This is a genomic window from Ornithinimicrobium tianjinense, assembly GCF_014636495.1.
Taxonomy (GTDB): Bacteria; Actinomycetota; Actinomycetes; order Actinomycetales; family Dermatophilaceae; genus Ornithinicoccus; species Ornithinicoccus tianjinensis.
This window is the reverse complement of the sequence record NZ_BMEM01000001.1, coordinates 767070-780201: the sequence shown is the minus strand read 5'-3', so window position 1 is coordinate 780201 and position 13132 is coordinate 767070. Positions and strand designations below refer to the sequence as shown.

12 protein-coding genes and 3 tRNA genes are annotated in these 13132 nt (G+C 71.1%); 4 read left to right on the top strand and 11 right to left on the bottom strand.

Going from position 1 to position 13132, the window contains the following annotated elements:
• Positions 1–79: 79 nt before the first annotated feature.
• The 7 genes from IEV65_RS03700 to tyrA form a co-directional block, all read right to left on the bottom strand.
• Entirely contained in the window at positions 80–1018 is a 939-nt protein-coding gene (locus IEV65_RS03700) for a pseudouridine synthase (protein WP_188428234.1), read from the bottom strand.
• A 27-nt stretch (positions 1019–1045) separates the two neighbouring features.
• Positions 1046–2728, bottom strand: a complete 1683-nt coding sequence (gene ettA, locus IEV65_RS03695; RefSeq protein WP_188428233.1) for an energy-dependent translational throttle protein EttA — start codon at positions 2726–2728, stop codon at positions 1046–1048.
• Between the two features lie 96 nt (positions 2729–2824).
• Positions 2825–3355 (bottom strand): single-stranded DNA-binding protein, encoded by a 531-nt coding sequence (locus IEV65_RS03690; RefSeq protein WP_188428232.1) that lies wholly within the window; start codon positions 3353–3355, stop codon positions 2825–2827.
• Between the two features lie 132 nt (positions 3356–3487).
• The gene (locus IEV65_RS03685; RefSeq protein ID WP_188428231.1) at positions 3488–3781 is read right to left on the bottom strand and encodes a ubiquitin carboxyl-terminal hydrolase 14; all 294 of its coding nucleotides are present in this window, start codon (positions 3779–3781) and stop codon (positions 3488–3490) included.
• A 151-nt stretch (positions 3782–3932) separates the two neighbouring features.
• Positions 3933–5576, bottom strand: a complete 1644-nt coding sequence (locus IEV65_RS03680) for a YfjP family GTPase (RefSeq protein WP_188428230.1) — start codon at positions 5574–5576, stop codon at positions 3933–3935.
• Positions 5573–7267: a GTPase family protein gene (locus IEV65_RS03675; protein ID WP_188428229.1), complete on the bottom strand. Its 1695-nt coding sequence runs from the start codon at positions 7265–7267 to the stop codon at positions 5573–5575. The genes IEV65_RS03680 and IEV65_RS03675 overlap by 4 nt, the downstream gene beginning before the upstream one ends.
• A gap of 80 nt (positions 7268–7347) precedes the next feature.
• Entirely contained in the window at positions 7348–8493 is a 1146-nt protein-coding gene (tyrA, locus tag IEV65_RS03670) for a bifunctional chorismate mutase/prephenate dehydrogenase (protein ID WP_188428228.1), read from the bottom strand.
• Positions 8494–8540: 47 nt separating this feature from the next.
• Between tyrA and IEV65_RS03665 the strand changes: the two genes are divergently transcribed.
• Positions 8541–8616, top strand: a tRNA-Arg gene (locus IEV65_RS03665).
• Positions 8617–8661: 45 nt separating this feature from the next.
• Here the strand turns inward: IEV65_RS03665 and IEV65_RS03660 are convergent.
• Positions 8662–9855 (bottom strand): PrsW family intramembrane metalloprotease, encoded by a 1194-nt coding sequence (locus tag IEV65_RS03660; RefSeq protein WP_188428227.1) that lies wholly within the window; start codon positions 9853–9855, stop codon positions 8662–8664.
• 79 nt (positions 9856–9934) lie between these two features.
• Between IEV65_RS03660 and orn the strand changes: the two genes are divergently transcribed.
• The 3 genes from orn (at position 9935) to IEV65_RS03645 (ending at position 11407) form a co-directional block, all read left to right on the top strand.
• The gene (orn, locus tag IEV65_RS03655) at positions 9935–10540 is read left to right on the top strand and encodes an oligoribonuclease (RefSeq protein WP_229735052.1); all 606 of its coding nucleotides are present in this window, start codon (positions 9935–9937) and stop codon (positions 10538–10540) included.
• 73 nt (positions 10541–10613) lie between these two features.
• Positions 10614–10841: a hypothetical protein gene (locus IEV65_RS03650; RefSeq protein ID WP_188428225.1), complete on the top strand. Its 228-nt coding sequence runs from the start codon at positions 10614–10616 to the stop codon at positions 10839–10841.
• 266 nt (positions 10842–11107) lie between these two features.
• Positions 11108–11407 carry a hypothetical protein gene (locus tag IEV65_RS03645; protein ID WP_188428224.1) on the top strand — a complete coding sequence of 100 codons (300 nt, stop codon included), beginning with the start codon at positions 11108–11110 and terminating at the stop codon, positions 11405–11407.
• A gap of 254 nt (positions 11408–11661) precedes the next feature.
• Here IEV65_RS03645 and IEV65_RS03640 read toward each other — a convergent pair.
• The 3 genes from IEV65_RS03640 to IEV65_RS03630 all read right to left on the bottom strand — a co-directional run bounded on the left by IEV65_RS03640 (position 11662) and on the right by IEV65_RS03630 (position 13060).
• Positions 11662–11737: transfer RNA gene (locus tag IEV65_RS03640), tRNA-His, on the bottom strand.
• 67 nt (positions 11738–11804) lie between these two features.
• Positions 11805–12923, bottom strand: a complete 1119-nt coding sequence (locus IEV65_RS03635; RefSeq protein ID WP_188428223.1) for a YihY/virulence factor BrkB family protein — start codon at positions 12921–12923, stop codon at positions 11805–11807.
• Between the two features lie 64 nt (positions 12924–12987).
• Positions 12988–13060 (bottom strand) — tRNA-Lys (locus IEV65_RS03630).
• Positions 13061–13132 lie beyond the last annotated feature (72 nt).

Genomic DNA, 13132 nt, shown 5'->3' with positions numbered 1-13132 from the left:
CGTGCCCGCGCCACTCACGTGAGTGGGTCAGGCACGCGCTCAACCGGTATGGCGTGCCCGTGCCACTCACGTGAGTGGGTCAGGACCGCGGGTGGCCGACCAGGGGCAGCGCCCTGCGGGACACGACGTGCCGTGCGACTCCGCTGACGGGGTCCGTGAAGCGCACATCGCTGGCCAGCAGCTGCAGGGGCGTGCTGAGGTCGTCGGCGGCGACCTCCCGCACGACCGGATAGAGCGGATCCCCCGCGATCGGGATGCCGAGGCCGCTGAGGTGGACGCGCAGCTGGTGGGTCTGGCCGGTGGTCGGTGTGAGCCGGTAGCGGCCGAGCACCTCCTGCCCGAGCCCGAGCACCTCCTCCAGCTCGACAAGGGTCTGGGCGTTCGGCTCGCCCGGCACGACCCGCGCCTGGAGCTCGCCCCTGGTCTTGACGATCCGGTTGCGCACGACGACCGGCAGTGGATCGACCGCGAGCGGCGCGAGCGCCAGGTAGGTCTTGCTCAGCCCGCCGGCCTGCACCATCCGCTGATAGGCACTGCGGGCCTCCGGGCGGGTGGTGAGCAGCAGGACGCCGCTGGTCAGCCGGTCGAGCCGGTGGACGGGTGCGAGGTCGGGCAGGCCGAGCTCGCGACGCAGCCGGACCAGGACCGTCTGGGAGACGTGCTGGCCTCTCGGCATGGTCGCCAGGAAGGGAGGCTTGTCGACGGCGAGGAGCCCGGTGTCGTCGTCGCGCAGGAGCACCTCGAGCCGGCCCGGCACCTCGGTCTCCACGGGCACGTCCCGATAGAGGTATGCCGCGCCGCCCGGCCGGTAGGGCGTGCCCTCCTCGACCCGGGTCCCGTCGCCCAGGAGCACCTCCCCCGCCCGCACGCGACGCCATACCCCCTCCTCGTCACCGGTGACCGTGACGAGGAACTCGACGACGGTCGACCAGCGGCCGTCGACCGGGAGCCGGACGCGCGCAGGCCCCAGCCCGTCCCGGGGAGGGAGCGGCGGCCGGGGCCTGCGTCGACGAGGCACGCGCTCAGCGGGGACCGTCGGGCGGGCTCAGTCGCGGGTGAGCTTGCGGTAGGTGACGCGGTGCGGACGAGCCGCCTCGGCACCCAGGCGCTCGATCTTGTTCTCCTCGTAGGCGCCGAAGTTGCCCTCGAACCAGTACCACTTCGCCGGGTCCTCCTCGTCACCTTCGTAGGCGAGGATGTGCGTGGCGACGCGGTCGAGGAACCACCGGTCGTGGCTGATGACCACGGCGCAGCCCGGGAAGGACTCCAGGGCGTTCTCGAGGGAGCCGAGGGTCTCGACGTCCAGGTCGTTGGTCGGCTCGTCGAGGAGCAGCAGGTTGCCGCCCTCCTTGAGGGTCAGCGCCAGGTTGAGGCGGTTGCGCTCACCACCGGAGAGGACGCCGGCCTTCTTCTGCTGGTCCGGGCCCTTGAAGCCGAACTGGCTGACGTAGGCGCGCGAGGGGATCTCGACCTGACCGACCTGGATGAAGTCGTTGCCGTCGGAGACGACCTCCCACAGCGACTTCTGCGGGTCGATGTTGGCCCGGCCCTGGTCGACGTAGCTGATCTTGACCGTGTCACCGATCTTGACCGTGCCGCCGTCCGGCTCCTCGAGCCCGACGATGGTCTTGAACAGCGTGGTCTTGCCGACACCGTTGGGACCGATCACGCCGACGATGCCGTTGCGCGGCAGGGTGAAGCTCAGGCCGTCGATGAGGACCCGGTCGCCGAAGCCCTTGCGCAGGTCGCTCACCTCGATGACCTGGTTGCCCAGACGCGGGCCCGGCGGGATCTGGATCTCCTCGAAGTCCAGCTTGCGGGTCTTGTCGGCCTCGGCCGCCATCTCCTCGTAGCGGGCCAGACGCGCCTTGTTCTTGGTCTGCTTGGCCTTGGCGTTGGAGCGCACCCACTCCAGCTCCTTCTCCAGGCGCTTGGCGAGCTTGGCGTCCTTCTTGCCCTGGATGGCGAGGCGCTCGCGCTTCTTCTCCAGGTAGGTCGAGTAGTTGCCCTCGTAGGGGTAGAGGTGGCCCCGGTCGACCTCGGCGATCCACTGCGCGACGTTGTCGAGGAAGTAGCGGTCGTGGGTGACGGCGAGCACGGCGCCGTGGTAGGCCGCGAGGTGCTGCTCCAGCCACTGGACAGACTCGGCGTCCAGGTGGTTGGTGGGCTCGTCGAGCAGCAGCAGGTCCGGCTTGCTCAGCAGCAGCTTGCACAGCGCCACGCGTCGGCGCTCACCACCGGAGAGCACGGTCACGTCGGCGTCCGGCGGCGGGCAGCGCAGGGCGTCCATCGCCTGCTCGAGCTGTGCGTCGAGGTCCCAGGCGTCGGCGTGATCGATCTCCTCCTGGAGCGTGCCCATCTCCGCCATGAGGGCGTCGAAGTCGGCGTCCGGGTCGGCCATGAGCTCGGAGATCTCGTTGTAGCGGTCGAGCTTGGCCTTGATCTCGCCGACACCCTCCTGGACGTTGCCCAGGACGGTCTTCTCCTCGTTGAGCGGCGGCTCCTGCAGCAGGATGCCGACGCTGTAGCCCGGGGACAGGCGGGCCTCGCCGTTGGAGGGCTGGTCCAGTCCGGCCATGATCTTGAGGATGGTCGACTTGCCCGCGCCGTTCGGGCCCACGACGCCGATCTTGGCGCCTGGGTAGAAGGACATCGTGACGTCGTCGAGGATCACCTTGTCGCCGACCGCCTTGCGGGCGCGCGTCATGGTGTAGATGAATTCGGCCATGACTCCCAGGGTATCCGGCGGGCAGGTTCCCCCACGAATCGCTCAGGGGGCGCTCATGGAGTCACCTGCCCGCCGTCCGGCGCGGTGCCGACCGGCTCAGGCCGCGACCTGGTCCTCCTCGTCGGTGTCCTGCTCCGACCGGGCCAGGATCAGGGCCGCCGCGTCGTCGTCGACCTCGCCGTTGGCGTCGGCCAACCGCTCCAGGTGCCCGAGCTCGGCGTCCCCCGAGGGCTCGTAGTCGTCCACCGGGTCCAGCCCGTAACCGGGTCGACCGCGGGTGAAGGGTGCGGTGCCGAAGCTCACGTCCGGACCCACGGCGTCGGCGTCGATCGTCACGTTGACACCGCTGCCCTGCTCGTTGCTCCACGGCTGGAGCCGGAGCTTGCCGTGCGCGATCACCGGGTCGCCCTTCTTGAAGGTCAGCAGGGCGTTGGCCCCCTTCTCGCGCATGCAGAGCACGTCGAAGTAGGTCGTCCCGGTCGTGACCCACTGGCCCGACTCCTTGTCCTGCCGGCGGTTGTTCACCGCCACCGACAGCACCGCGAACGGCCGTCCGGAATTCCTGCCGAAGCGCAGCTGCGGGTCCCTGGTCAGGTTGCCCGCGATCGTCATCCTGGTCTCCACCATCGTTCCCCTCCTAGGTCGTGCCCGTCGGCGACGGGCCGTGACCCCATCGTGGGCGGGACACGAGGCAGAGGGAAGAGCTGGCCGGCGCCCTGTGGACGCCGCCTGCCCTGAGGGAGGGGATGTGGACGAAGCTCACCTGTGCGACGGCGCCGGCGGTGCGTCCGGGACCTGGAAGCCCAGCTGGTCCTCGTAGCACCACCACCAGTCCTCCCCCGGCTCGAACGAGCGGACCACCGGGTGACCGGTCTGACGCCAGTGCGCGGTGGCGTGACTGTTCGGCGAGCTGTCGCAGCAACCGACGTGCCCGCACGTCATACAGATCCGCAGGTGCACCCACCGGTCACCGGTGGCCAGGCAGTCCTGGCACCCGTCCGCGCTCGGTATGACGTCGCGCACCTCGTCCAGGGGCGTGCATGCCTGTGCCATGGCTGGCCCTTCCGCCGGGTGCTCCACGTTACGCCCCACGTGGGTGGGTCACACCGGCAGGAACGCCTGTCCGGTCGTCAAGGGATCGGTGCGGCAGGAACGCCTGTCCGGTCGTCAAGGGGCCGGTGCGGCAGGAACGCCTGTCCGGTCGTCAGGAGGCGGCGCGCTGCAGGTGCTGACGGGTCTTCTCGTGACGGTCCAGCACCGCCATGACCGGGCGGCGCACGTGCTGGTAGGACACCTCGTCGATGGCCTCGTCGAGCCGTTCCTCGACCGCGGACCGTCGCCGTCGGGCGCCCAGCCGGGCGAAGACGCTGACCACGAGCGCTAGCAGCGCCCCCGCGAGCAGCCCGCCGCCGGCGAGCAGCAGCGGGATCGGGACGGGCCCCCAGAACGGCGCGTCGATCGGCAGCTGCAGCCAGCCCAGCACGGTCAGCAGCACGAGCCAGAGCACGCCGACGAGCGCGACCACGGCCAGCAGGACCTGGATCGCTCCCAGGACCCCCCACCACACGGGCGTCCGGGCCCGCAGCGGCGTGCCCATCACGGCCTGGTCGAGAGCGTCGGAGAGGTTGTCCTCGCGCGGCGAGCCCGCGTCGACGACCGCGTCGGCCCAGCGCGGCGGCAGGCTCGCCCCTGCCTCCTCGGCGACCTGGCGGGTCGCCAGCTGGACGTTGGCGCGGGCGGCCGGCGAGGGCGCCGGCAGCGAGGAGCGGCCGAGCACGCCGCGCACGTCGGAGGGCGCGATGCCGGCGGGGCCAGGAGTGTTGTCGCCGAGCCGCAGCCGCTTGAGCGGGTCCGGTCGCAGCTGGGACAGCCAGCGGGTGACCGGCCACCCGGCGCGCGTGTTGGCCTGGCGGAGGTAGTCGCGCTCCACCGCGTCGAGCACGACGGGCACACCGGCCGCCACCTTGAGCGCGTGGTGGAGCCGGGCGTCCGCCTCCTCCGTGAAGGGCGGCGTGGACTGCCCCACTCCCTCGGCGACCAGCTCCGCAGCCGTCTGCACGTCGCCGACGAGGCGGGCCTCGGCCGCGGTGCGGGCGCGGACGACCTGACCGATCCGCTCGCGCAGCTCGTCGAGCCCGGCTCCGGTCCGGGCGGAGGTGGCGATCACCTCGTGGTCACCGGCGCCGTCCCCGCGCGTGAGGCGCCGCAGGTCGGCGCGCACCCGGTCCACGTCCCCCTCGCCCCGCAGCCGGTCCACCTGGTTGAGGACGAGCATCATGACGGTGTCGTGGTGGCGCAGCGGGCGGAGGTAGTCGTCGTGGAGCCGGGCGTCGGCGTACTTCTGCGGGTCCGCGACCCACACGAAGACGTCCGCGCGCTCCAGGATGCGGTCGGCCTCGACCCGGTGCCGGGTCTCTCGGGAGTCGAAGTCCGGCAGGTCGACCAGCACCAGACCGTCCAGCGGCATGTTCTGCGGCGTGGCGGGCACCTGGTGACGGTTGTGGATCCCCAGCCAGTCCAGCAGCGGGCCGGACTCCTCCTCGCCCCAGACGGCGGCCGCGGACTCGGCCGTGGTCGGTCGGCGCGGACTGATCAGGGCCACGTCGTCGCCGACCAGGGCGTTGAAGAGGCTGGACTTGCCCGACCCGGTGGCTCCGGCGAGGGCGACGACGGTGCGCCCGCCCTTGAGCGCCCACCGCTCCTCGACCCGCCCGACGAGGGCCCTGGCCCGCTCCGTCGCCGCGGCGTCCAGCTCGTGCCCGCCGATGTCGAGCGCCGAGCGCAGCGCGTCGGCGCGCTCGGTCAGCGGCAGGCCGGCCCGTCCGCGGTCCTTGCGACGCCCGATCATCGGCTCGTCTCCACGGTCGTCGCGGCCGCCTCGAGCTGGCTGATCGCAGCCGGGTCCACGGGCACCTCCTCCAGAGCCCGGTCGAACCGCGCCCGCTCGTCGTCGTACAACGCCTCCACCCTCGCGATCAGCGACTCCCGCGCCTTCACGGCCATCGACCGCACGGCCTGGTCGCCGAAGACCGCCTCCAGCAGCCGCTGCGCCAGCACGGCCGACCCTCCGGCGATGGCGATCTCACCCCCGGTCAGGCCTGCGGTCATGCTGAAGACGACCACCATGAGGAGGACGCCGAGCCCGTTGACGCCGAAGGCGAGGTAGCGCGCCGTGGAGCGCCGCGAGCCCGCCTCCTCGCGGACCATGTCGAAGATGTCGTGCTGCCAGTCGCGGATCAGCCGCTCCACGTCCTCGGCGAAGCCGGGCGAGGCCCTGGTCAGCTCGGGGTGGGCGTCCATCAGCTCGCGGCCGCCCGGCGCCGTCTTCCAGCCCCGCGCCGCCGTGCTCGACGCGACCTGGCCGTGCGAGGTGATGAGTGCGGCCGCGCCCGTCTGCAGCGCCTCGCCGAGCGGCTCGGAGGTCACCTGCTTGCCGGTGAACCAGGCGCCGATCCGGTCACGCAGCCGGCCGATGCCGGCCTCCACCGAGCGGAGGAACTCGCCGGTCCCGACCAGCTCCTGCCAGCGGGCCAGCACCTCTCCCCGCAGGAGCGAGCCGTCGTTGATGCCGGCCTCCACGCCCGCCAGGGCGTCCTGGTATGCCGCGCGCGGCCCCTTCTCGAGCTCCGTCCGGGCCACGGCCTGCGCCTGGCCGGCGGCGACCAGACCGCCCGCCCGCTCGGCGAGCGAGCCCAGGGTGCCGGTCAGCGTGCGTCGGATGACGACGGACCGGGCGCGGGCGTCGCTGGCGAGCGAGGAGAGCCAGCCGCGCAGCCGCTCGATGTCGCGCGCGGGGATCCGGCCCTGGTCGAGATCCACCTCGTTGATGGTGAAGATCGGGGCCTGGCCCAGCCCCTGCTCCTTGAGCATGGTGGCCAGGTGCAGCCGGATCTGCTCCAGCGCCTCCGGGGGGACCCGGTTGAGGACGATGGCGACCGAGGTGCCCCGCTCGCTCGCCTCGCGCAGCAGGTCCCAGGGGACGGCGTCGGCATACCTCGCCGCGGTCGTGACGAAGAGCCACAGGTCGGCCGCGGACAGGAGCTGCTTGGACAGCGAGCGGTTGGCCTGCACCACGGAGTCGATGTCGGGGGCGTCCAGGAGGGCCAGCCCCGAGGGCAGCACGTCGGAGGTCACGAGGCGCACCGAGCCGGGGTCGTCCTGCACGCTCTGCCCGGCGATCCGGGCGAGCTCGGGCAGGACCCGCTTGTCGGTGAACCAGCGGGTGTCCTCCTCGTGGTGCACCAGCACCGAGGCCCGCGTGGTGGGCCGGATGACACCGGTGGCGGTGACGTTCTCGCCGACCACGGAGTTGACGATGGTGGACTTGCCGGCGCCGGTGGAGCCGCCGACGACCGCCAGCAGGGGCGCGTCCAGGGAGCGGAGGCGCGGCAGGACGTAGTCGTCAAGCTGCTGCACGAGCTCGCGCTGCGTGGTGCGCGCCCGATCGACCCCGTCGAGCTCGAGGGGCAGGCGCACGCCGGCGGCGGTCGTGCGGAGGCCTTCGACGGCAGCGAGCAGCGCGGCGGGGTCAGTGGTCACGGGAGCTAGTTTCTCAGGTCGCCGCGCACGCCCCAACGCGAACCGCCGTGGACGGGCAAGCCCGTGGGCCGGTCCGGGGTCTATCGGGTGGTGTCGGCGTGGGCCAGCAGGGTGCGCGACTCGTCCAGGAAGGCCTCCGCGTGCTCGCCGAACCAGGCGCGGATCTCGTGGAAGCGTGCGACGAACTCGTCCCGGTCACCGCGCAGCAGCAGCTCGAAGGCCTGGGCGTAGCGCGTCAGGTAGCGCTGGATGAGCGCCACCACGTCCGGGGAGGCGGTGATGATGTCGTAGTAGAGCTCGGCGTTCTGCGCGAAGAGCCGGCCGACCATGATCAGCTCCAGGCGGTAGATCGGCGAGGAGAGCGCCAGCAGCTCGGTGAGGTCGTGGTCCTCGTGCGAAAGGTGCCAGCCGTAGACGAACGTGGAGAAGTGCCGCAACGCCTGGATGAGCCCCATGAGCTCGTCGTGGCTCTGGGCGTCGATCTCGTGGACGCGCGCCCCCCACAGCCGGATCTGCTCGACCAGCCAGGCCGAGGCCTCGGGATCGCGCCCCGGCACGACGGCGACGACCTGCTTGGCCAGGCTGTCGACGTCGGGACCGAACATCGGGTGCAGCCCCAGCACCGGCCCCGCGTGCACCTCGAGCATGGTGCGCAGCGCCTCGGACTTGGTGGAGGTGAGGTCGACCAGGAGGCAGCCCGGCGGCAGGGCCGGCAGCGCCCGGAGCACGGCCGTGGTGTCGTGGATCGGGACGGAGACGACCACGAGGCCGGCGCCTGAGAGGAGCCCGGCCACCTGCTCGGGCGAGTCGTCGCGCTCGACGACGCGCACGTCATACCCGGAGAGCGTGAGCATCCGCGCGAAGAGCGAGCCCATCTTGCCGCCGCCGCCGACCACGACGACCGGGCCGAGGTCGTCGGGCCCCTGACGGGTGAAGCCCATGTTCTTCTCGTGCGTGTAGGACTCGCGCATCAGCCGGCGGAGCACGTCCTCGACGAGGTCCGGGGAGACGCCGCGGTCCTGCGCGAGCCGGCGCTTGGCCGCGATCATCGTCGCCTCGCGGTCCGGGGCGTAGATCGGCAGCCCGTGCCGCCCCTTGACCTCCCCCACCTGGCTGACCAGCTCGAGACGTCGGGCGAGCAGGTCGACGAGCTGCGCATCGACCTCGTCGATCCGGGAGCGCAGCTCCCCCAGCGGTGCGTCGATCCCCGGTCCGGCCTCGGTCATGGGAGGTGATCCTAGTCGGCGGGTCCGCCTACACTCTGTGCGGTCAGGCCCCCGTAGCTCAATGGATAGAGCACCGGCCTTCTAATCCGATGGTTGCGCGTTCGAGTCGCGCCGGGGGCACCAGCGCGGCTCCGGTATGCCGTGCCGCCCCCTCGGCGACGGGTCGCCTCACAGGCCTGGGACGAAGACCCTGCGGTGGGCGGTGATCGTGTCGAGCAGGGCCTGCTCACGCGCCGCCCAGTGTGCGTCGGTGCCCTGGCTGTTGATGTGCTTGCGCACCATGGCCAGCTCGCCGCTCTCGTCCTGGAAGGCCTCCATCGCGCGCTCCGCGCGGCGTCCGCCCGCAGTGCGCGCCCACGCCCGGGCACGACGGCGCTCCCCCGGGTCGGCCAGCATGGCCACCTCCGCGGGCGTGAACCAGCCGTTGAGCCCGTAACCGGTCAGCAGGTCGCGCAGGAGACGGCTCTCACGGCGGGTGGCCCAGCGGAGCATGAGCAGGAAGGCCACGAAGAGAGGCAGCTGCACCACGGCGAAGACGAGCAGGAAGGACTCGGCCGCGGCGACGGCGCTGTAGTTCCACAGGGCGTGGAGCGACACCGCCCCGAGGTAGCCGAGCAGCACCACCCCTGCCGACGACGCGCGGCGGCGGTGGGCCGCCCACCCGAGGGCCAGGCCGGTGCAGACGGTGAACATCGGGTGCGCGAACGGGCTGACCAGGCAGCGCAGGACGAACAGCCCGACCAGGCCCGGGGTGCCGACCTCGGTGTAGGCGGCGCCGAGGTAGAGGATGTTCTCGGTGAAGGCGAAGCCCGCCGCGACGAGACCGGCATACACGATGCCGTCCGTGATGCCGTTGAACTCGCGGCGCGCCATGAGGAAGATCAGCAGGACGCCGAGGCCCTTGGCCAGCTCCTCGGCCACCGGTGCGACGACCACCGCTCCGACGACCATCGGGTCCGCGTGCAGCCCGCCGAAGAACGCCAGGCCCAGCTCGTTGAGGACCAGCGCGCCGAGCGTGGAGATCAGGGCTCCCCACAGGAAGGCGAACCACAGCAGGCGGGCCGGCTCGGCCTCGAGCCGGTCGACCCACAGGAACGTCGGCACGACGATGCCCAGCGCGATCGCCGCGGTCGCGATCGCCAGGCCGGCCGTGACCAGCCCCAGGGACTCGGTGACGAGCAGTCCCATGACCAGCGCCGCGAGCCCGAACCCGACGACGACGAGGCTCCACAGCAGGATCCGGCGGATCAGCGGGCGGCGGGTGGCGTTGGGCGGGGTCGGTGCTCCCGGCTGGAAGGTCATCAGCTGCTGCCAGCCGTTCCCGCGCTCGGCAGGGGGCATCGACAGGGGGTGCTCGGCCATGGGGGCGAGGCTACCGGTGGGCGGGTGGATAGGCTGTCGCCTCGTGGCTGCCGAACACATCGTCTGGATCGACTGCGAGATGACCGGGCTGGACCTGGGGGCCGACGCCCTCGTCGAGGTCGCCTGCCTGGTGACCGACGCCGAGCTGAACGTGCTCGGCGACGGCGTCGACGTGGTGATCCGGCCGCCGCAGGCCGCTCTGGACCAGATGGGTGACTTCGTGCGCCAGATGCACACGACCTCCGGCCTGATCGAGGTGCTGGAGTCGGGCATCACCCTCGAGGAGGCGCAGGAGCGGGTGCTGGCCTACGTCCGCGAGCACGTGCCCGAGCCGCGCCGGGCGCCCCTGGGCGGCAACACGGTGAGCACCGACCGGGCCTTCCTGGCAAGGGACATGCCCGAGCTGGACCAGCACCTCCACTACCGGATCGTCGACGTGTCCTCGATCAAGGAGCTCGCGCGTCGCTGGTACCCCCGTGCCTACTTCAACTCCCCCGCCAAGACCGGCGGCCACCGCGCCCTGGGCGACATCCTCGACAGCATCGCCGAGCTCCGTTACTACCGCGAGGCGGTGTTCCAGCCCCAGCCCGGACTGGACAGCGCGACGCTCAAGGAGATCTCGGCCAGGCACACCGGGGCGCCGGGCCCTGTCACGCCCGATCCCGGCAGCATCCCGGTCGACTGAGGCTCGCACAACCGCGGAGGGGACGCACGCCACGAGCGCGGAAGCAGGCGGGTGCAGCACCTGGCAGTACACGGTGATCGAGAAGGCAGCGGTCGGCATGTTCAACTGGCACTCGACAGCGTGGGCGGGCTACTACCTCAACAGCCCGACCGAAATCGACTTCTCCAACTGGAGGTCAGAGAACACTCAGGTGAAGTACAAGACCGTCAACCTCTACGACACGCAGAAGCGGCTCATCGACGCGTCGTCCAACGTCTATGTCAGCAGGAGCACGTTGGACTACATCACCTTCTGGAAGTAGCCGGGTGCGCGACATCACGACCCGCCAAGGGTCGAGTCAACGACCTGACGGACCGGGCAGCGCTGCTCGAGCACCCGCAGCACATCACTTCGAGAGGGAAGTGGTTCTGGGAGATGGTTATGACCAGCGCGAGGAACCGTTTCCCTCTCGAAGTTGTCGGTCACCCGCCCCCGCATCGAGCGCGACAGCACCCTCGTGCCGGCGCGATATGCGAACGCCCGCTCGTGCCGCCGATGGCGCGGCCACAACCGCGTTAGCGTGGGTCCATGGCGTTCCTCCGTCTGGCCTTCTTTCCTGGCGGCACGGCGCAGCACTGGGCGGCGGTTCGCCAGGCTGTCGGCGATGTCGATGCGCCAACGGCTCGGCGCGCTTTCGCTGCCGGCCCGGCAGAGGGCGGCTGGCAGGTCATGCAGTTCTGGGACACCCGCGAGGAACTCGAGCGCTTCAACCAGGACGTCTACCTCCCCGCCATCGCCAGGCTGGGCGGCACAGGATTTCCGCAGGCTCCCATCGTGCGAGATGTCATCACCGTGGACGCGTGGATCGGCGAAGAGAAGCTGAGCTGAGCAGCCTCGCACCGCCCCTGCCTTTGCCCCGCGGAGTGGGGGACCGCTCTCCGGGAGCCGTCCGTAGAGCGCGACAGGAGGCGGCCGGGCCGGGCGAAAGGGGCGTCCCGAGGCGAGCCACCCCTGAGTCACTGCTGGGGCGCATCTGTGCCCACAACTGCTTGCTTCTGCGAGCAAAGGGAGAGCCCGTATTCGCAGAACTACGCGAAATACGGGCTCTTCACCTCCCGTGTCGCGGGTTCGAGAGAACCCTGTGGGGTGAGTGACGGGACTTGAACCCGCGGCCACCTGGACCACAACCAGGTGCTCTACCAGCTGAGCTACACCCACCATGGCTGCCTATCCGGCCGGGGCCGAACGGACAACGCGGGCTATCGTACCCCGCCTCCCGCGCAGGTCAGAAATCGCCGCTCTGCCCGCGCGGACCACGCCCGGACGAGCGCAGTCGGGCGGCTGCGCGCATGCGCAGCTCGCGCGCCTCCCGGACCAGCTCCGCACTCTTGGCAGCCTTCTTCTCGGTGCCCCGGGCGTCGCGCGGGGGCAGCTGGATCTCCTCCTCCGCCGGGAGCCCGGCAGCCAGCTCCCGGGCGCGCTCCAGCTCGGCGTCGAACTCCGCGCCGAACACCAGAGCGACGTTGGTCAGCCACAGCCACAGCAGCATCACGATGACGCCGGCGAGCGCGCCATACGTCTCGTTGTAGCTGCCGAACCGCGAGACGTAGAAGCCGAACCCGGCGGACGCCAGAGCCCACACGACGATCGCCACGACCGCGCCGGGGCTGATCCAGCGGAAGCGCGGCGGGCGCACGTTGGGGGTGCCCCAGTAGAGCAGCGCCACGATGAGCACGACCACGGCGAACATCACCGGCCACTTGGCGATGTTCCAGACCGACGTGAAGACACCGCCCAGCCCGAGAGCCCCGAAGATCACGTCGCTCACCGACCCGGACAGCACCAGGGAGAGCGCGACCAGCACGATCATGACGAGGATGACGAAGGTGAGCAGCAGCAGCCACGGCCGCAGCTTCCACACCGGACGCCCCTCCTGGACCTCGTAGACCGTGTTCATGGCCCGGCTGAAGGCGTTGACGTAGTTGGAGGCGGCCCACAGCGCACCGAGCAGACCGAGGACCAGCGCGAAGCCCGCCGCGTCGCTCCTCGCGAGGCTCTCCACGACCGGGCGGACCGCCTCGAGCTGCTTGCCGGCCCCCATCTGGTCCAGGAGGTCGAGCAGGGTGTTGACCGTCTTCACCGGGTCGCTGAACAGGCCGATCACGGACACGAAGGCGATGAGCATCGGGAACATCGACAGCACGCTGTAGTAGGTCAGCGCCGCCGCGAGGTCGGTGCCCCCGTCGCTGCCGAACTCCGACACGGCGCGCTTCAGGGTCGCCTTCCAGCTGGCCTTCGGCAGGTCGGTGGGTGAGTCCGGGGCGTGGTCGTCGGCCGCGCGGAACTCGGAGGCGTTCTCGGCGCGGGCAGCGGTCTGTCGGGCGTCGTGTCGCTGGTCCGTCACCTGGCCCAGTCAACCACGGGGACGACGAAGGGGCAGGTCGTCTCGACCTGCCCCTTCGTGACAGTGCGCCCACAGGGACTCGAACCCCGAACCCGCTGATTAAGAGTCAGCTGCTCTGCCAATTGAGCTATAGGCGCAACAGCGGAAAACTTTAGCACCCATTAGGCCCAGGTCCCAAAACAGGGCCGACCGCCCCCGTCGGCCACCCA

Excerpts from the sequence above, each read along its gene's own strand:
- ettA (WP_188428233.1), bottom strand. The coding sequence starts at position 2,728 with ATGGCCGAATTCATCTACACCATGACGCGCGCCCGCAAGGCGGTCGGC.
- IEV65_RS03690 (WP_188428232.1), bottom strand. The coding sequence starts at position 3,355 with ATGGTGGAGACCAGGATGACGATCGCGGGCAACCTGACCAGGGACCCG.
- IEV65_RS03685 (WP_188428231.1), bottom strand. The coding sequence starts at position 3,781 with ATGGCACAGGCATGCACGCCCCTGGACGAGGTGCGCGACGTCATACCG.
- IEV65_RS03680 (WP_188428230.1), bottom strand. The coding sequence starts at position 5,576 with ATGATCGGGCGTCGCAAGGACCGCGGACGGGCCGGCCTGCCGCTGACC.
- tyrA (WP_188428228.1), bottom strand. The coding sequence starts at position 8,493 with ATGACCGAGGCCGGACCGGGGATCGACGCACCGCTGGGGGAGCTGCGC.
- IEV65_RS03660 (WP_188428227.1), bottom strand. The coding sequence starts at position 9,855 with ATGGCCGAGCACCCCCTGTCGATGCCCCCTGCCGAGCGCGGGAACGGC.
- orn (WP_229735052.1), top strand. The coding sequence starts at position 9,935 with ATGACCGGGCTGGACCTGGGGGCCGACGCCCTCGTCGAGGTCGCCTGC.
- IEV65_RS03645 (WP_188428224.1), top strand. The coding sequence starts at position 11,108 with ATGGCGTTCCTCCGTCTGGCCTTCTTTCCTGGCGGCACGGCGCAGCAC.